This window comes from Candidatus Thiothrix phosphatis (assembly GCF_035668035.1).
GTDB classification, from domain to species: domain Bacteria; phylum Pseudomonadota; class Gammaproteobacteria; order Thiotrichales; family Thiotrichaceae; genus Thiothrix; species Thiothrix phosphatis.
Genome location: NZ_JAYMYJ010000094.1, coordinates 22932 through 40449 on the forward strand (window position 1 = coordinate 22932; position 17518 = coordinate 40449).

A 17518-nucleotide genomic window follows, 5' to 3' on the forward strand; every position below is an offset into this window, starting at 1 on the left:
TTGAAAGTGAATGATAAATGACCATTTGAAGGGGTTTGCACTTGTCATTTCTATCTGCATTCTTCCCGCGCCTGCTGTTTCGAGCCAAGACTGTGCTGTCAATTGGGTTGCTTGTCAGTGATTGATTTTGCAAAGGATCTCAATAAATGGCGGAATAGTGGGGGCAAATACGGCAGTTTACCTGCTTGGGCGTAACGTATTCGTGTTACTTCCAGCATACAGATATTATGATAAATTAATTTAATATAAGATGAACCTGGTTGATTGATGATGCGTCTCAGAAACTGACAGCTAAAAAAGTCTGGTTTTTCGTCAAAACCGGCAAAAAAATCTTGCAATGACTTGCGTGGTAAAAACTATGAAAAAGAAGGTGTTTTTCGCTCTCACCCTGAGCAGTGGCCTGCTCGTCTGCGCTGATTGGGCTATGGCGCAAAACTGTAATATCAATCTGGCGCTAACGACCCCATCCCAGCGTTTCGTCGATCATGCAAATGGCGTCGTGACGGATACCCACACTGGATTAATGTGGAAAAAATGCCTGGAAGGGCAGGAAGGCGGCAATTGTTTTGGCCATCCTAGCTTGGCACCTTGGGAATTGGCCGCCAGCTATGCGCAGCACGCCAACACCGGCAGGTTTGCCGGTTATTCCGACTGGCGTTTGCCGACGCTTGATGAATTGGAAAGCATTGTGGAAACCAGCTGCCAGGAGCCGAGCGTCAACTTACAGGTGTTCCCCCGCACCCCCGCCGCAGGTTTGTGGTCAGGCAACCAAGCCGACCCGCTGGCCTGGAGCCTGGATTTCAGCAAGGGCCGTGCGTTTCAGAACCTCAAAGTTGGCGGCAAGTATGTCCGTCTGGTGCGCAATTCACGGTGACGCTTTCACCGGCTGCATCAGGCTTACCCAATACTGGCTGCTGGTTTCGGTCATATCCAGTATCCCCTGCGGATAGAAGCCGAACGCCAGCACCAGTATCACGATCAGCAGCAGGATGCCCATTTCCCGCCGCTTCAGGTCAGGGGCGTCACGGATAATGTCGTGGCGCGCCTCGCCGAGAAACGCCTTGCGGTAGAAACTGAGGAAATACGCCGCGCTCAAAATCACCACGAACAGCACCACCAGCCCTGCGCCGGTATGGGTTTCCAGCACACTGACAATCAGCAGGAATTCCGCCGGGAAACCGCTGGTGGTGGGCATGCCGATACTCGCCAGCCCCAGGAAAAAGAACAGCGCCGCCAGCAATGGCATGGACTTCGCCACCCCGCCCAAGCTGAGGATTTCAGTCGAGCCGATGCGCTGGTGCAGGAAGCCAGTGATCAGGAACAGCCCCCCCGCCACCAGTGTGAAATTCAGCAACTGGAACACCGCGCCCTGGATTCCCTGCTGGCTCAACGCCGCAATCCCCAGCACCACCAGCCCGACGTGGCTGAGGGAGGAAAACGCCAGCATCCGCCGCAAGCTGGTCTGGCTCAGGGCCGTCACCGCGCCATACAGCACGCCGATCATGCCCAGCCCCACCAGCACCCAGCGGAAATCTTGTGCCGCCTCCGGTGCCAGCGGCAGGGCGAAACGCAGCAAGCCATAAGCGCCGACTTTCAGGCCGGTCAGGAGCGCCGCCGTTGTCGCCGGGCCTTCCTGGGCCACCACCGGCAGCCAGGTATGCAGCGGGAACAGGGGCGTTTTCACCCCGAAACCTACCAGCAGCAGGAAAAACACCGTCACCTGCACACCGTAGTCCCGGCTATCCTGCAACAGCTCAACGTAGGAAAAACTTAGCCCGCCTGGATGGTGGATCGCCAGCACCACAAACCCGACCAGCAATGGCAACCCGCCCGCCAGCATGAACAGGCTGTATTTCACCCCGGCGTAACGCCGGTTGGCCCCGCTGCCCCACAGGCTGATGAGGAAAAACAGCGGCGCCAGGGTCAGCTCCCAGAACAGGAAGAACAGGATGGTGTCCAGCGCGGTGAAGATGCCCATCATGGCGCATTCCAGCACCAGCAGCAGCGCGAAATACAGGCGCGGCAAGGTGCGGATCGCATTCCACGACGCCAGGATCACGCCGATGAACAGCAAGGCGGTGAACGGCAGGAACAGCACCGACAGGCCATCGATCCCCAGCCGGTAGGCGACGCCCAGATCCGGCATCCAGGGTGTCGTCTCCACAAACTGGAAACCGGGGTCGCGCGGATTGAAGCCGACCGTCACCACCAGCGCCAGCGCCAGCGCCAGGATGGCGGTCGTCAACGCCGCCCAGCGCGCCTCCTTGCCCGGAAACAACGCCGTCAGCACCGCGCCCAGCGGCAGCATCAACAGCAGCAGGCTCAACCATGGGAAGTCCATGCCAGTCAGGTTGCTCATCAGTGGCCTCCTCCGTCAACGTCCCCGGCATATTCCGCAAACAACCCGCTCAGGCCATTGACCGGCTCACGGATCAGTTCAATCCAGGGCGCGGAATAGAAGCCCACCACCACCGTGACCAGGATAACGATGACCGCCATCACCTGTTCCGCCGGGTATGCGGGGTTTTTGTCCCAGCGGCTGGTGTCCATGCCCGGCTCCGCCAGGAACGCCCGTTGGAACGCCCGCAACAGGAAGCCCGCCGCCACCAGGTTGCCCAGCGCCGCCGCCACCGTGACGAGCGCGCCGAAACGCTTGATGGAGCCTTCCAGCACAAAATGCACCGCATCGAACCCTGGCGTCCCCGGCATGCCCACAATCGCCAAGCCCGCCACCAGAAACGCCAGCCCCACGATGGGGATGTAATCCAGCAGGCCGCCCAGCTTGCTCAGGCGGGTGGTGCGGGTGCGCTGCCACACCATGCCGGTCATCAGCAGCAGGCCGGTGATCGCCAGCCCGAAATTCAGCGCCAGCAGGACAGCGCCTTGCAAGGCCATGGCATGCAGGCTGAACAGGCCGATGGTGAGGATGCCGGTGTGGCTGATCACCGCGAACGCCAGCAGCTCCCGCAAAGTTTGTTGGCGCATCGCCAGGAATGCGGCGTAAAACACCCCTGTGGCGGCGAAGATGGTGGCGATCGTATGCCATTCCCACACCGCATGCGGCACGATCGGGAACACGAACCGCAACAGGCCGTAAACGCCCACTTTCAGCCCCAGCAGGTAGATCGGTGCCGATGCGACATTGCCATGCTGCATGAAACTCGGCAGCCAGCCATGCAACGGAAACAACGGCGTGCGTATCCCCAGCCCGTAAAACAGCGAGAAAAACACCAGGGTCGCCACCGTGCTGTGTTGCCCGAAACCCATTTCGGCCAGCTCATAGAGGCTGAAGCTCCATTGCCCGCCGTGCGCATCCGCGTAGTTCCAGCCCAGCAGCAGCGTGCCAAACAAGGTCAGCCCCAGCCCCACCGCCATGAATTGCAGGTAACGCGCCAGCGTCGGCTGCACATCGTGGGAGGTGGGCCAGCACTTGATCATGTAGCCGACCAACAAGGTTTCCAGCAGCGACATGATAGTGAACCACAGCAGATCCACCGTGACGAACATGCTGATAATGACCGACTGGGTGACCATCATCACCGCCAGCAACGAGGTTTGGTGCAACCGCCGCACCAGGGTGAAGGCCACGTTCAGCAGGTTGATCACCACCGTCAGCAGCACGAACATGACGCTGACGCCATCCACCGCCGCGTGGTAATGGAAAGCCCCCAACAGTGGAAAGCTTTCCGCGAACTGCATCACCCCGGCAGGCTGGTGGAGGTCGAATTGCAGGTACAGGTTCACGGTCAGGAACAGCTGCGCCAGCGAAACGATGCTGGCCAGTGCGACAGCCGCTTCCCCGCGCACCCGGATCAGCACCAGCCCGGTCAGCAACGGCAGCAGTTGCAAGACCCCCAGCAGGGGCGAGCTTGCCGGAATTTCGCTGAATGTCATGTCGGACTCCTAAAAAATCACCACCAGGGTAACCACCACCAGCAATACCAGGTAACGGGGCTGGTTCAACAAGCGCTCGATCCTGTCCAGATAACGGCCAAGCAAGCCCAACACAGCGGCGGCCCTGCCGCCTTTTTGTTGCAGCAACAGGCGCTCTTCCAACCATTCCAACTGTTCCGCGACCCACTGCATCAGCTTGCCCAGCAGGCCGGAACCGCGCCCGATTGAGCTTTCCAGCCGCAGCCTGCCTTGTTGCAGGGCCTGCATATCCGCCAAGGTGGCGATGTCGCTGTGGTGGGAAGGCGTGCCGCTGAGTTTGTCCAGGATTTGCCCGTCGAACACATGCGCTTCCTGTGACAGCGCCATGGTCGGCTTCACCAGCAACCAGTCGGCGAGCGGGTCTAGCCAGAAACGTTGCAGGGCTGCGTTATGCAGCCAGCGCTGTTGGCGCAGCCAGCCGGGGGCGGCGGGGGCGGCACGCCAGCCGACCTGTACGGCGAACGAAGGGGAAAACAGGAACTGGTAAGCGCGCCACACGGCGTGCAGCAGCAAATGGGCCAACGCCAGCGCATACCAGCCCAGGGCGATTTCCAGCAGCATCAGGCCGGTTTGCGCCAGGGTGGAAAACATCAGCGAGGTCTTGATGTCGGTTTGCGCCATCCCGCCCAGCCAGCCGTACACAATGGTCAGCGACCCCGCCGCCACCAGCAGGTATTGCAGGACTGGGGCTTGCTCCAGCAAGGGATGGATGCGCAGCAACAGGTAAACGCCCGCATGCGCCATGATGGAGCCATAGAACACCGCGCTGGAGGGGGTCGGCCCTTCCAGTGCGCGCGTGATCCAGGCGGAAAACGGGAATTGCGCCGATTTCACCAGCGCCGCCGCCATAAAGCCCATCGCCATCACCCCGACCAGCAGGCTGGAAGCCAGCGGTTGCGGGGCCAGGATCACATCCCATTCGGTGTTGTGGAACAGGGTGAAGGCCATGAACATGCCCAGCAGGAAGCCTGCGTCGCCGATCCGGTTGGTGACGAAGGCACGGGTGGCGTTGAGGGTCGCCGTGCGGTTGCGCCAGTTGTAACTGATCAGCAGGTAAGAGCTGACCCCCGCCAATTCCCAACCCGTAAACGTCAGCATCGCGCTGCCCGCCAGCGCAATCAGCTGCATCGCCGTGGTGAACAGCATCAGCACCAGGAAAAAGCGCTGGAATCCGCTTTCCCGGTGCAGGTAGTTGACCGAAAACCGCGTCACCAGCAGGCAGATCACGCCCACCAGCGTGGCCATGCTCAGGCTCAAGGCATCGAGGGTCAGGCTGAGGTTGGCGCTGTACGCGCCGCTTTGCAGCCAGGGCAACAGGATGACATGCCGGGCGGCGGCGTGCTGGAGCAGGTAATTGGCGTCCGCCGCCAGCGTCAGCGCCAGGCTGAGGAGCAGCGCCGCCAGTGACAGGCGGGCGGTGAAACGTTCGCCGTCATCGCCCCGGATAACCCCGGCCAGTGTCAGCAGGGCAATGACAACGGCTGCCAGCAGCGGTAAGCCAGGAATCAGCAACAGGAGCAGGTCAGGCATGGTTCACCTCCGGCGCAGGCGTAATCCAGGCGGGCGGCAAATGGTCATGGTGCCCGCCGTACCAATCGAGTGACCGCGCCGCCAACGGCAACGGGTTCACGGCACCGCGCCATTGCACGAACCCCCGGCCAGGCTGGAACAGATGGATTTCGTTACGGTCTGGCGGCTTCGCTGCCAGCAGCACCCAACCATTGTCCAGCAAGCGGCGCAGGTAATCATGCCGCTGGTAAACCGCTGCCAGCGTGTCGGTTTCCGCTTCCGCCACCACCAGCAGGCGCATCGGTTCGTGCAGTTCCACCATTTGCTGGGCAAGGCCGGTGCGCAGGTCGCTGGAGCCGCCTTCCATCACCCCGAACAACCCGGTCAGGTTGTGGGTGACCTTGCTGCCAGAGCCGAAATAGCCGCTTTGCATGCGCGAAAAGTAGTAATCCATGGCGATGCCGACCCCGACCACGCCGTTGCCTTGCAACTGCGCCTCCAACAGCTTGCCGTCCGGGTCAGCGTAGGGGTCGTAGGAAATCAGGAACGAGCGCCGGTCCCAGAACAGATCCTTGCTCAGGCTACGCCGCCCGATGAAGGCCACCGCGCAACCTTGGTGCCCCAGTTCTGCCCGTGCCTGGTCGGGGGAGGCGGCGCGTCCTTCCACATGCTGTTTGGCCTGCCTGGGCGTCAGGCGGCGGTGGGCGGAGGCGAATTTGCGGCAGCGTTCGTGCGCTGATTGCCGCGCCGCCTGTTCAGTCGCCTCCCGCACCCGCTGGAACAGCGTGTGATGTTCGGCGGGCAACAGGTCGAGGTCGAACCAGTCGATGCTGTCGCTGGTGGTGTCATGTTCACTGGCGATGAACCAGCAGCCGTCCGGAATGTAGATGCCGTGCTGCGCCGCCAGTTGGGCGCGCACTTCCTGCTCATTGGCGCTGCCCGCGAACGCGCGCGCATTCGGCCCGCCGAACCGGCCGCTGCACGCTCCGCAGCCGTAGCCGAGGATGTGCGGGTTGTTGATGTGGTGGGAACGGTGCGCCATCAGCACGACCAGGGGCGCAAAGCCGCCGGTAAACCCGGTCAGTTTGAGGAAGGCGGCGACCTTGGCGACTTTTTCTTCCAGACTCAGGCCAAGCTGGTTGTGTTCCTTGTCAGGATGCGGCAGGACTTCGGCGGCGGTGTAAGCCACGCGGGTTTGGGGCGGCGTGTTGAACGTGCGGCGCATTCTGGTGAGGAAGCGCTGATAGGCCGAAGGGGCCAGACTGCGACCGGCCATTTCCAGCAGGCCGAAAGGGGCCAGCAGCGGCAGGGCGAGCGCCGCGCCAATCACGCTGTGGCGCATCTGGTGGTTTTTCAGGCGTTGCAGCCAACGCAGGCGGCGCTGTCGCCGCTGGTGCGCAGCCATCCGCTGCTGCTGGCCATCAGCGGGTGTTTCGCGGAATTCATGCACGGCGGTCACCACCGGCTGGGCCAGCTTGAGCGGCTGGTCGGCATCCAACGCCCACCAGTTGCTGGGCAGGCCGAACACGCCTGCCGCGCCGAAAGTTTCAAGTTTGGGGGCGAGCTCTTCCAGGTGGCGGCGGATGCTTTCCTCGCGGTCGTCCATGCAGAAGATCAGTTGCGCCGCCGGGGGCGCGGACAGGGCGCGGGTGTCGCTGTCGGCGTGGCGGTTCAGCAGGGCGCTGAAGATGGCTTCCTGATAATGGTGTTCATACGCCCGCAGCCACAGGTAGCCGCTGGTGTTGGGGTCGTCGAGTTCTTGCAGGATCGCCAACTGGCGGTCGATTTGCGCACGTTCCAGGGTGGCGAAAGCTGCGGCGTCCATGCCGAGGTGCTGGGCGAGGTGGAACAGCCGCCAAGCCTTGCGGTAAATGTCTGCCCCCACCGGGATGACGGTTTCCGGTGCCAGGTTCCAGGTGAGGATCTGGTGGGCGAGCTGCCGCCATTCCTGTGGCTGGACATCTTCCAGGCTGTCGAGGAATTGCAGGGCGAGTTGTTGCAGGTATTCCGGCAAGGCGGCGTTCCACACATGGTAGCGGACGAAGAATTCATCCTGATTGTGGTGGAAATAGCCACGGATGGTATGCAGGGTGGCGTTGACCTGCCACTGGCTGCTGGCGATCTGGCGGCAGAACAGGTGCTCCAGCACCAGCCGCACGGCGAGGTAGTCCTCCATGCTGGCCGGGCGCGGCAAGCTGAGGTAATGCGGGTTGCGCGCGCGCCAGTTGAACATGCCCGACCAGCCCGGCAGTTCCAGCGCCAGCGCTTGCAGGTAGCCGCCCCAGTGCTGTTTGTCGATGCCGATGCGGATCATTTCCTGGTGGATGGTTTCCAGCGGGTCGTCCTGTAGGGAGCCGATGTAATCGCTCCAGTCCTCCATGCCGGTCAGCCACGGGGTGGGGTCGTGCTGCACGGCTTCGCGCCAGTAATGGTAGAAGCCCTCGTTCTCCGCCATCACCGGCGGATGCAGCGCAGCGACGCCCTGATCCAGCCAGCTGGCCAGATAACGCTCCAGCAGCGGCAGCATCTGCTCCATGACATCGGTGTTGGTGAGCTTCAGCAGCAGGCCGCGCAGGGTCAAGGTTGCGCCGACCTGATCCAGCAGGCTGTGCAGCAGGCGGCGGCTCTCGGCCTGGATGAAGCTTTCCGCGTTTTCCATCTCCTGACCCGCTTGCCCTTGCTGGCGGATGCGTTCCCAGACTTCGTTGATGTCGGCCAGCCGCAGGTTGAGCAGGGCTTCCGGATGTGGCAGGTCGTAACTCAGCTCCAGTTTCGCCAGGCAGGTTTCCCACAGGTTGCGGATGGCGGTCGCTTCGTCCTGTCTGGCGGCTTCCAGCAACTGTTCGCGGCGCTCGAAAGGCACATCGGCCTGAAAGCGCTCCAGCGCGTGGTTTTCCTCCACTTGCCAGCGCATCTGCTGGAAGCTGATCGCCTTGATGTCATGGGCCAGCGCCGTCAGGTACAGGGCGCGGTCGGCGAATTTGTCCGGTTCGTCCGCCAGCACGGTGAAAATGTCATGCTGGGTGATGCGCCCGGCGCGGAAAAACCGCCGGTATTCGCTGGCGGGCAGGTAGCCCAGCGAGCCGCTGTGCGCATGGGCCAGCCGCAGGGCTTCGGCGAACGGCAGGTGTTCGTAATTCATCAGCGGGTTGAAATGGACGAAATCCTGCAACGGCGCCTGTATCGGCAGGACGGCGTCCAGCCCGGCGATGGCCTGGCGCAGGCATTCGCGCTGTTCGGCATGGAGCTGGTCAGGGTCACTCATTGCATGATTCCTCCGGAAAGTTGGGCGGCGCTATCCGGGGCGAACGCCTGGATGAAATTCTGCACTGACGCTTCCATCAGGTGCAGCAGCGCCGCTGGGTAAAGCCCCAGCAACAGGGTGGCCAGGATCAGGCCACCCGCCGCCGCCATTTCGAGCGGGCGCAGGTCTTCCACCTGCTGCATGTCCAGCCGGATTGGGCCGGTATACAGGTGTTTGACGGTGCGGATGCTGTAGGTGGCGCTGACCAGCACCCCCAGTGACAGCAGCACGATGGCCCAGCCCCAGGCGTTGAAGCCGCCGATCAGCACATGCAGTTCCGCCACAAAACCCGCCGTGCCCGGCAGCCCCACCCCGCCGACAAACGCCAGGATGATGAGGAAGGCGAAACGTGGCGTGACCTTGATCAGCGAGCCGTAATCATTGATGTCGCGGGTATGGGTGCGCTCGTACAGCAGGCCGATCAGCATGAAGGTTGCCCCCGCCACCAGACCGTGCGCCACCATTTGGTAGAGCGCGCCAGTCATGCCGTACAGGTTCAGGGTGGAAATGCCGATCAGCACCACCCCCATGTGGCTGACGGAGGAATAGGCGATCATTTTTTTCATGTCGCTCTGCCGCCATGCCAGCAGGCCGCCGTACAGCAGGCCGGTCACGCCCAGCGCAAACAGCGTCCCCTGTAGCGCCTGCGCCGCTTCCGGCAGGATGCTGATCGCCCGCAGCAGGCCGTAGGAGCCCATTTTCAGCAAGATGCCGGACAACAGGATGCTGACCGGGCTGGGTGCCTCCACATGCGCCAGCGGCAACCAACCATGCAGGGGAAAGAGCGGCATTTTCACCCCGAAACCGACCAGCAGCCCGGCGAAGATCAGCAGTTGCTCGGCATGGCCGATATGCCGCGCCCCTTCTGCCATGGCGGTAAAGTTGAAAGCGTGGGCGGGGGTGGCGTCAAACAGCACCAGCAATGCCAGCAGCATGAAAATGGAGCCGCCCATGGTGTACAGCACGAAATTCAGCGCGGCGGTCTGGCGGTTTTTGCCGCCCCAGCGGTCGATCAGGAAAAACAGCGGGATCAGCACCAGTTCCCAGAAAACGTAGAACAGCCCCCAGTCCTGCGCCACGAAGACCCCCATGGTCGCGCTTTCCAGCAGCAGCATCAGCAGGTAATAGCCCTTGATATGGTGCGTCACCATGTGCGAGGCCAGCAACGCCATCAGCACCAGCACGGCGGTGAGCAGCACCAGGGGGAAGGACAAGCCGTCAATCCCCAGGGCGAAGGAAGTCCCCAACTGGCTGTTCCAGACATGCTGGATATAGAACTGGACGCCTGCCTCGGCAAATGAAAAGCGCGTGGTCAGGAACGCCGCATACGCCAGCGTCAGCGCCGCCGCTGTGATCGCCGCATAACGGATCAGCAGCGGCCTGCCGTCAGGCAACAGAGCCACAAGCACCGCGCCCGCCACCGGCAGGAGCAGCAACAAGGTTAAAGGATCCATGGTTCCCCTGACAGATGATGATTGGGAGGAAAGTTTGTTGCAGGATAATACAATGTTTGTGGGTGGATACCAAAACGCAAATCCCCCCGCAACGGCGCTGCGGGGGGATTTTTTACGGGTTCAGGCGGCGCTGTGTGTCAGGAATGGATCGATGTCCACGGCGTCGCCCAGTTTATCCTTGGCGTGTTTGACCGCATGTTTGCGTTCCAGGAAGAAATGCTCCCTGCCGATATGGTCGGCCAGCCCGGAACGCTGGAACGCCTGATAAACCGTCTGCTTGGTGCGGGCGAGATAGAACTCGACGCCGGTCGCCCGCAGGCGGTCAACCATTTTTTCCAGCATGGCGTCGCCGGTGGCGTCAACGTGACTGACGCCGCCCATGTCCAGCACCAACACCTTGAGTTTGGGCTTGCTGGCGATATTGTTAAGCAGTTTGCCTTCCAGGTAGCCGGTATTGGCGAAATACAGGTCGCCGTCGAAGCGGAAGACCGCCACAGTGTCGCTGATTTCTAAGCCATGCATATTGACGTCGCGCATGGTGCCGTCCGCATGGCGGGCCACTTCGACGAAACGCGGGCGCATGGTGCGGTACAGGAACAGGCCCAGCGACAGCAGGATGCCGGAGAGGATGCCGACTTCCAGATGCGGAGCGAAGGTGAGAGTGGCGGCGAAGGTGACAATGGCGGCGAGGCCGTCATGCCGCTCCACCCGCCAGGCGCGCTTGATCGGCGCGACCGTGATCAGGTTCAGCACCGCCATGATGATGACTGCGCCCAGCGTCGCCTGCGGCAGATAAAACAGCAGGTCAGTCAGGAACAACAAGGTGATGGCCACCAGCCCGCCGGTGATGATGGAGGCGAAGCCGGTGCGCGCGCCGGAGGAGAAATTCACTGCCGAACGCGAGAACGAGCCGGACACCACATACCCTTGGAACAGGCCGGAGGTGATGTTTGCCAACCCTTGCCCGACCAGTTCCTGGTTGACTGACCAAGCTTGCCGGGTCTGGGAGGCGATCGCCTTGGCGATGGAAATCGCCTCCACCAGCCCCATCAGGCCGATAACGACGGCTGACACCATCAGCGAGCTGAGGTTATGGAAGCTGAGGTCCACTTGCGGGATGACGAACCTCGGCAGGCCGCTGGGGATGGCACCGACCACGCCGCCGCCGAGGGAAGGATAATTGGCGGCCCACGACACCACCGTGGTGATGACCACGGTAATCAGGATGCCAGGCAGTTTCGGCGCGTATTTTTTCAGGGCGAACAGCGACGCCAGTGCGAATGCGCCCATGGCGAAGGTCTGGAGATGGGCTTGCGGCAGGGAGATCAGCGTATGCCACAGGAACTGGTAATAATGCGGGAACTGGTCTGCCTTGACATCCAGGCCGAAGATTTTCGGCGTCTGTGAGGTGGCGATGATCAGCGCCCCGGCGTTGGTGAAGCCCAGCACCACCGGATGGGACAGGAAATCAACCACCACGCCCAGGCGCAGCAGCCCCAGGGTCAAGCGGAACACCCCGATCATGAGGGCCAGCATGGCGGAATAGGCGATGATTGCATCCACACCCTGTGCCGCGTAGGGCTGGATGGCGGTCGCTGACATCAGCGAGGCCATGGCGACCGGCCCGGTGCTCAATTGGCGCGAAGACCCGAACAGCGCGGCGAGCACAACCGGCAGGAACGAAGCGTACAAACCGATATACGGCGGCAGCCCGCCCAGTTGCGCATACGCCATGGCCTGCGGAATGGAAATCAACGCGACGGTCAGGCCCGCCATCGCATCGGCCCGCAGGGTGGCGGGGTCTTTGAGTTCGCCGATCCAACCCTTGAAGGGGGTGAAGCGCATTTTCCAGTCATCTAGCAGGGAGAACAACAAACTGCCCATGGATGCCTTACCTCCCCCCGTTTTTGAATGTGTTCAGCATGAGCCTGCGTGGCGTTGGCAAAGGATTTTTCATGCCGTACTCCTTGAAAATCTGATAACGGCGTTTGCCAAGGCAATAACTGCGCCAACTTGCTTGTTGTTTTTATATGATTGTTTTCATTGGATAAATATTGTGGTGTGGTGAACCCTCCGAATAGGCCCTAGTTTTATACAACCAACGCATGGCTAATATTAACCACCATCGCCTTGGTTGGTTAATATTAGCCAGTGCTTACATGCCTACGCTTGCCCCTTGCATTCCTCGAAAATCCGCTTGTTGCAGGTGGCACACACCGATTTGTCCAGTTTCTGGTAAATGGCGTGGATGGCGGCTTTCTTGGACTGGAACACCTTGCGCGATTCAGCGTCATCCAAGCAGCTGCAAGCTTGCAACGGTTCCCACAAGCCGTCTTTCACGTTGATCAGATAGAGGCTGCCGCCATTCTTCTCACGCCGTTTGGCTTCCTCGTACAATGCTTTCCCGCCTTGCAGGTCGGCAAAATTGATGCCGTCGCACAACAGCGCCAGGTGTTTCTGGTCGGGATGGCGGCGGCGAATTTTGTCGAAGGATTCCCGCAAGTAATTGACGGAGCCGAAAAACAGTGAACCATCGACACGCACCATCCGTAACTGCGGGCACTGCGGCAGCTCGGGGTTGGCGGAGAAGGAATGGTTGGGCAGGTTTTTATCGGGGGTCAACGTGACCAGTTTGGGTTTGGACACCCTTTCCAGGTACAGCATCAGCGCCAGGATCAGGCCGACAAAAATGGCGAATTCCAAATCCAGGAACAGCGCACTCAGGAACGACACGGCCATGACGGCGGTTTCACGGCGGGAGAAGTGCAGGATTTCGCGGATTTGCTGCCAGCCGAACAGCCCCCACGCCACCAGGAACAACATGCCGCCCATCGCCGCCTTCGGCAGATAGGCGGTGGCGGGTGCCGCCAGCACGGTTGCGAACATCAGCAATACACCAGCGAAAACAGCCGCCATCGGGGTGCGCGCACCCGCCTCGAAGTTGACCGCCGTGCGGTTGAAGGAGCCGGTGGAGCCATAGCCGGAAAAGAACGACCCGATGATGTTGGACAAGCCCTGGCCGATGAATTCCTGGTTGCTGTTGATGTTGTAGCCGCTGCGGGCTGCAATCGCCCTGCCGATGGACACCGCCTCCGTCAGGGACAGCAAGGTGACCGCCAGCGAAGCCGGTGCCAGCGCCCGGATATTTTCCAGGCTCAGGTCAGGGAGCGACAGGGGAGGGAAACTGGATGGCAGCGCGCCGACCACCTGGATGTGGGTGGCTTCAGCGCCCAGCCAGGCGTTCAGGGCGACGCTCACCAGTGAGCCGCCGAGGATGGCCGTCACCATGTAGGGGAAACGCGGCAGCCACTTTTTACCCGCAATGCCCGCCAGCATGGTGCTGACCGCGACCAGGGTGGCGTATGGGTTGATTTCCCTTATATGTTGGGCGAAATGGTAGATGACCGTCGCAAAATTGCCCGCGCTGTCCATGTCCACCCCAAAAAAGTGTTTGATCTGCTTGACCGCGATCAGGATGGCGGCCCCGGCGGTAAAGCCGACAATGACGGACTGGGAGATGAAATTGGTCAATGAGCCCAGCCGCGCCAGCCCCAGCACCAGTTTCAACACCCCGATCATGAAAGTCAGGGTCAGCGCCAGGGTGACATAGGCCGGAGTGCCCGGCGCGGCGTGCAGGGACAGGGCGGAAAACAGCACCACGGAAGAGGTGGTGGTCGGGCCTGACACCAGATGCCGGGAAGAGCCGAAGAAGGCCGCGACAATCGCCGGGACCATGCCTGCATAAAGGCCGTATTCCGGCGGCATCCCGGCGATCATGGCGAAAGCCACTCCCTGCGGCATGCCGATGATCGCGCCGGTCAGGCCCGCGATGAAATCGGCGCGCCAATCGCTTTTGCCCATCTTGAAAAGCCATTGTAGGGCGTTTGGCAACCACGCGGCAGGCATTGGGAATGAAGCGCCGCCCGCCGGTCTGTTCACGGCGCTTTTCAACATGAGCCACCTGCCGGGCTGGCGTTGGTCAGCGGAATGGCGGTGTTGTGCGGCTGCGGTTGTCCATCAGGCCCGTTGTCCGCCAGCAGTGTTTCCAGCGCCGCCTGTTTGTCGTCAAAACTCATGTATTCCCTGAAATGCTGGGCTTCCAGGGCATTCAGCATCATCCTGAGTTGTTTGGGCAGAAAGTTTTTCATTGTCATGGCTCCTTGAAAATCAACAGGTTTGCTGTTGCCTTTGCAACTGGCGAGCCAATTCATCGCAAACGAATAACTAACTGTTTAATAAGGGAAATAATAATGATGCAAAAAATCAGGCAGGAGGCGGGGTGGTTGTATTGAGCTATTATGGTTAATATTAACCAATTCTTGCCGGGCAACGGCCTATTTTAACCGTCGCTGATTTCGTGGGGCCATGTATGCTCAACTGGCGTAAATTGACGCACAACCTCAAGCCTTTATGGATTCCGGTCGCCCTGCTGGGCGGCTTGCTGCTGGTTTCCCTGACCGTGCAACTGGCGCTGGCGTGGCTGGCGTATGAACGCATCCTGCCGCTGGATCAGCACGTCACCTACATTGAACGCCTGCAACGCAACCTGACGCGGGTGGAGACCGTGCTGGCCGACCATCTGGGGCAGGGGGAAAACAGCCCGCTGGCCCCGGATGACTGGAAAAACTTGCACGATTCCCTGCAACGCCTGCTCAACCAGCACAATTATCTGGCACCTTCCACGCCGGGCAATGTGCAGCAGGCGCAGCGGATGTTGGACGAACAAGGCGTCGACCCAGGCGACAGCTTGCCCGCCATCCAGCAAATCTTGCGCACGGTGTTTGTGGACGAGGAAACCGTGCAGCAGAACCTGACCCACAATAGCCTGCATGACGCCAAAGTCCAGTTGGAACTGGTGGGTGCGGTGCTGCTGGTGCTGCCCGCCAGCGCCATTATCCTGCTGGTGTTGATGCGGCGGCGCATTTATTCCCCGCTGCAACAGATGGGCTACCTGATGGAGGCGTTGGGGCGCAAGGAATACCGGACTATCCGCCCGGCGCAGATTGACCCGATGTTCCAGCCGCTGATTGCCAACTATAACCAGATGGTGGGGCGGTTGGCCGAGCTCGAAGCCGAACACCAGCAACGCAACCATTGGTTGGAAGAACAGGTGCAAGCCGCCACCCGCAACCTGATGGAGCAACAAGTCAATTTGGCCAATACCGGGAAGCTGGCGGCGTTGGGCGAAATGATGGGGCGCATTGCCCACGAATTACGCAATCCGCTGGCCGGAATCGAGGTGGCCTGCCTTAACCTTCAGGAAGACATGGAGGAAGCTGGCGACGCCGAACCCTATCACGGGCGCGTCGGCATGGTGGTGAAGGAAACCGGGCGCATCGTGCAATTGCTCAACAACTTGCTGGTGCAGGCGCATCACGAACCGGAGCCATTGCAGGAAACCGATCTGGCCAACATTGTGCGTGAGCTGCTGGTGCTGGTGCGTTATCAGGTGCCCGAGAACATCCGTCTGGAGCAGGACATTCCACCCGGCATCATTTGCCGCCTGCCGGACAGCCAACTGCGGCAGGCGCTGCTCAACCTGATCCTGAATGCGCGCCAGGCGCTGGCCGACCGCCCCGGCAGCATTGCCCTGAACGGCAAGATGGACGCGGCAGGCATTACCCTGAATGTCTGTGACGATGGCCCCGGTTTCCCGCCCGCCATCCTTAAGGACGGCATCCGCTCCTTCAGGACTTACCGCCGTGACGGCACCGGCCTCGGCCTGTCGATGGTGGAGCGGTTCGCCCGCAACCACGACGGCAGCGTTGAACTGCGCAACCGCGAACCGCATGGCGCCTGCGTCACCCTCAAACTGCGCTGCAAGGTGAATTCCCATGGCTGATACTTTATTGATCATCGAAGACGAACAGTTGCTGGGTGGCGAACTCCAGCGCCATTACCGCAAACAGGGTTTCGAGGTCATCTGGGTGAAAACCTGCGCCGACGCCCGCAGCCAATTGAACAACCGCAGCATCGACCCGCTGCTGGTGCTGTCCGACCTCAATCTGCCGGACGGCAACAGCCTCAACCTGCTGGAGGAGCACGCAGGCCGCCTTAACGGCTGCGAATGGGTGTTCCTGACCGGCTATGGTGACGTGCCCGATTCGGTGCGCGCTTTACGCCTCGGTGCCTTCGATTTTCTCATTAAGCCCTGCCCGCTGCGCAAGCTGGACATGACGCTCCACAGCGCCCAGCGCAGCGCCCTGGCCCAACGCCGCCTGCTGGCTGGCTCCCAGGGCGCTAGCCAGCGCTACACGCCGGACACGCTGATCGGCGACAGCCCGGTGACGGCGCAGACCCGCGACATGCTGCGCAAACTCAGCCAAGTGCCGTTTAGCGCCCTGATCCTCAGCGGCGCGACCGGCACTGGCAAAGGTCTGGCGGCGCGCATCCTGCATTACAACGGCTCCCGCGCCAGGGAACCGCTGGTGGAGCTGAATTGCGCCGCCCTGCCCAAGGAGCTGCTGGAGTCGGAGTTGTTCGGCCACGAGGCGGGCGCGTTCACCGGGGCCAAAGGGCGTCATCGCGGGCTGGTCGAACAGGCGCACCGTGGCACCTTGTTCCTGGATGAAATCGGCGAAATGCCGCTGGATTTGCAGGCCAAGCTGCTCAAGGTGCTGGAAGACCACAAGATTCGCCGTCTGGGGAGCGAACATGAAATCAGCGTCGACATCCAGGTGATCGCCGCCACCAACCGCAAGTTGCAGGATGAAGTCCGCCAGGGCAATTTCCGCGCCGACCTGTTCCACCGCCTGAGCGTGTTCGAGCTGCGGATGCCGACCCTGGCGGAACGGGTCGCCGACCTGCGCGAACTGGCGGTGACGTTCATGGCCGAGTTCAACCAGAAATCGGGCAAGCATGTCACCCAGGTGTCGGAGAGCGGCTGGCGGATGCTGGAAAGCTACCCGTGGCCGGGCAATGTGCGCGAGTTGCGCAATGTGCTGGAGCGCTGCGTGATGTTGTCTTCCAGCAGCCAGTTGCCGGAGGAATTGCTGCAATTGCAGGCGATTCATGCACCGGATGGCGGGAGGACGGTTGCGCCGCCGCCTTTCGCCGCTGAAGAACCTGCCATCCAATCTGTGCCGCCCGCGCCCGCCATTGGCTCGGCGGACACCCTCACGTTTCCGCTGGATGGCAGCATGGGGCTGGACGACATGGACAGCGCCATTATCTGCGCCATGTTGCAGCGTTATCAGGGCAATGTCATGGAAGTGGCGCGGATGCTGAAAACCACCCGCGAGAAAATCCGTTACCGCATCGGCAAGTTCCGCCTGCGCTAGGATGGTTGCGCCAAGTCAGGGTGTCCGCTGTGGCCGGG

11 protein-coding genes are annotated in these 17518 nt (G+C 61.3%); 3 read left to right on the forward strand and 8 right to left on the reverse strand.

Annotated features, from left to right (window positions below):
- Positions 1-358: 358 nt before the first annotated feature.
- Positions 359-874: an Lcl C-terminal domain-containing protein gene (locus tag VSS37_RS09995; RefSeq protein WP_324694834.1), complete on the forward strand. Its 516-nt coding sequence runs from the start codon at positions 359-361 to the stop codon at positions 872-874.
- On the opposite strand, the gene VSS37_RS10000 is transcribed toward VSS37_RS09995, so the two are convergent.
- The 8 genes from VSS37_RS10000 to VSS37_RS10035 form a co-directional block, all read right to left on the reverse strand.
- Positions 866-2359, reverse strand: coding sequence for a complex I subunit 4 family protein (locus VSS37_RS10000; protein WP_324694836.1), 1494 nt, complete (start codon positions 2357-2359; stop codon positions 866-868). The genes VSS37_RS09995 and VSS37_RS10000 overlap by 9 nt on opposite strands.
- Positions 2359-3894: a complex I subunit 4 family protein gene (locus tag VSS37_RS10005; RefSeq protein WP_324694837.1), complete on the reverse strand. Its 1536-nt coding sequence runs from the start codon at positions 3892-3894 to the stop codon at positions 2359-2361. The genes VSS37_RS10000 and VSS37_RS10005 overlap by 1 nt, the downstream gene beginning before the upstream one ends.
- A 9-nt stretch (positions 3895-3903) precedes the next feature.
- A complete protein-coding gene (locus tag VSS37_RS10010) occupies positions 3904-5463 on the reverse strand; it encodes a proton-conducting transporter transmembrane domain-containing protein (protein WP_324694838.1) in 1560 nt (519 codons plus the stop codon).
- Positions 5456-8707, reverse strand: coding sequence for a putative inorganic carbon transporter subunit DabA (locus tag VSS37_RS10015; RefSeq protein ID WP_324694841.1), 3252 nt, complete (start codon positions 8705-8707; stop codon positions 5456-5458). Before VSS37_RS10015 ends, VSS37_RS10010 begins: the two co-directional genes overlap by 8 nt.
- Positions 8704-10200, reverse strand: coding sequence for a complex I subunit 4 family protein (locus VSS37_RS10020; RefSeq protein WP_324694842.1), 1497 nt, complete (start codon positions 10198-10200; stop codon positions 8704-8706). The genes VSS37_RS10015 and VSS37_RS10020 overlap by 4 nt, the downstream gene beginning before the upstream one ends.
- A 120-nt stretch (positions 10201-10320) precedes the next feature.
- Entirely contained in the window at positions 10321-12084 is a 1764-nt protein-coding gene (locus VSS37_RS10025; protein WP_324694843.1) for a SulP family inorganic anion transporter, read from the reverse strand.
- Positions 12085-12363: 279 nt separating this feature from the next.
- Positions 12364-14154, reverse strand: a complete 1791-nt coding sequence (locus VSS37_RS10030) for a SulP family inorganic anion transporter (protein ID WP_324694844.1) — start codon at positions 14152-14154, stop codon at positions 12364-12366.
- Positions 14148-14348 carry a hypothetical protein gene (locus VSS37_RS10035; protein ID WP_324694845.1) on the reverse strand — a complete coding sequence of 67 codons (201 nt, stop codon included), beginning with the start codon at positions 14346-14348 and terminating at the stop codon, positions 14148-14150. The genes VSS37_RS10030 and VSS37_RS10035 overlap by 7 nt, the downstream gene beginning before the upstream one ends.
- Before the next feature lie 221 nt (positions 14349-14569).
- On the opposite strand from VSS37_RS10035, the gene VSS37_RS10040 reads away from it, so the two are divergent.
- On the forward strand, positions 14570-16042 hold the full coding sequence (locus tag VSS37_RS10040) for a sensor histidine kinase (protein WP_324694846.1): 1473 nt from the start codon (positions 14570-14572) through the stop codon (positions 16040-16042).
- A complete protein-coding gene (locus VSS37_RS10045) occupies positions 16035-17480 on the forward strand; it encodes a sigma-54-dependent transcriptional regulator (RefSeq protein WP_324694847.1) in 1446 nt (481 codons plus the stop codon). Before VSS37_RS10040 ends, VSS37_RS10045 begins: the two co-directional genes overlap by 8 nt.
- Positions 17481-17518: the final 38 nt, after the last annotated feature.

Bases quoted from the DNA above. Each gene is read 5' to 3' on its own strand.
- VSS37_RS09995 (WP_324694834.1), top strand. From the start codon at position 359: ATGAAAAAGAAGGTGTTTTTCGCTCTCACCCTGAGCAGTGGCCTGCTC.
- VSS37_RS10000 (WP_324694836.1), bottom strand. From the start codon at position 2,359: ATGAGCAACCTGACTGGCATGGACTTCCCATGGTTGAGCCTGCTGCTG.
- VSS37_RS10005 (WP_324694837.1), bottom strand. From the start codon at position 3,894: ATGACATTCAGCGAAATTCCGGCAAGCTCGCCCCTGCTGGGGGTCTTG.
- VSS37_RS10010 (WP_324694838.1), bottom strand. From the start codon at position 5,463: ATGCCTGACCTGCTCCTGTTGCTGATTCCTGGCTTACCGCTGCTGGCA.
- VSS37_RS10015 (WP_324694841.1), bottom strand. From the start codon at position 8,707: ATGAGTGACCCTGACCAGCTCCATGCCGAACAGCGCGAATGCCTGCGC.
- VSS37_RS10020 (WP_324694842.1), bottom strand. From the start codon at position 10,200: ATGGATCCTTTAACCTTGTTGCTGCTCCTGCCGGTGGCGGGCGCGGTG.
- VSS37_RS10025 (WP_324694843.1), bottom strand. From the start codon at position 12,084: ATGGGCAGTTTGTTGTTCTCCCTGCTAGATGACTGGAAAATGCGCTTC.
- VSS37_RS10030 (WP_324694844.1), bottom strand. From the start codon at position 14,154: ATGTTGAAAAGCGCCGTGAACAGACCGGCGGGCGGCGCTTCATTCCCA.
- VSS37_RS10035 (WP_324694845.1), bottom strand. From the start codon at position 14,348: ATGAAAAACTTTCTGCCCAAACAACTCAGGATGATGCTGAATGCCCTG.
- VSS37_RS10040 (WP_324694846.1), top strand. From the start codon at position 14,570: ATGCTCAACTGGCGTAAATTGACGCACAACCTCAAGCCTTTATGGATT.
- VSS37_RS10045 (WP_324694847.1), top strand. From the start codon at position 16,035: ATGGCTGATACTTTATTGATCATCGAAGACGAACAGTTGCTGGGTGGC.